General features: G+C 60.2%; 1 protein-coding gene. It reads left to right on the top strand.

All coding sequences use genetic code 11. The features are described from left to right. The coding region (locus tag ALO_RS19070; protein ID WP_004099376.1) for a filamentous hemagglutinin family outer membrane protein at window positions 1-523 on the top strand (523 nt) is incomplete at both ends.

The following is a 523-nucleotide window of genomic DNA, read 5'->3' as shown; positions in this document are numbered from 1 at the left end:
TCAAACCCTGGAAGCCACCCCCACCCAAAGCGACGCCGCCAAGCCCACAGTAGCCCTTGATGTAGGCGCCTTAGGCGGCATGTACGCCGGCAAAATCAAACTCATCGGCACCGAAAAAGGATTAGGCGTCACCCTGGACGGAGAAGTGGCAGCCAGCCAAAACCTCATCCTGACCCACGACGGCCGCATCACCGTCAACGGCAGCCTCAGCGCCCAGCAAGACATCGAAATCACCGCCAGCGGCGACCTCGCCAACGACGGCCAAATCTCCTCCGGCCAAACCATCCGCATCGCCGCCCGCCATATCCAAAGCAACGGCTTCATAACCGCCGGCGAAGAAGGAGAAGAAGACCACACTGGCCATGAACACGGAAGCGGAGAAGAATCCGGCGGCTCCACTCCGATACTAGCCGACCTCACCCTCACGGCCGCTGAAACCGTCGATCTGACCGGCGTCGTCAGCGCCAGCCGGAATGTCATCCTTTCCGGCAAAACCGTCACTTACGATGCCGACAACACATTT

The organism is Acetonema longum DSM 6540 (genome assembly GCF_000219125.1).
Taxonomy (GTDB): Bacteria; Bacillota; Negativicutes; order Sporomusales; family Acetonemataceae; genus Acetonema; species Acetonema longum.
Note: the sequence above shows the minus strand (reverse complement) of the source record. Positions and strands in the feature narration are given on the sequence as shown.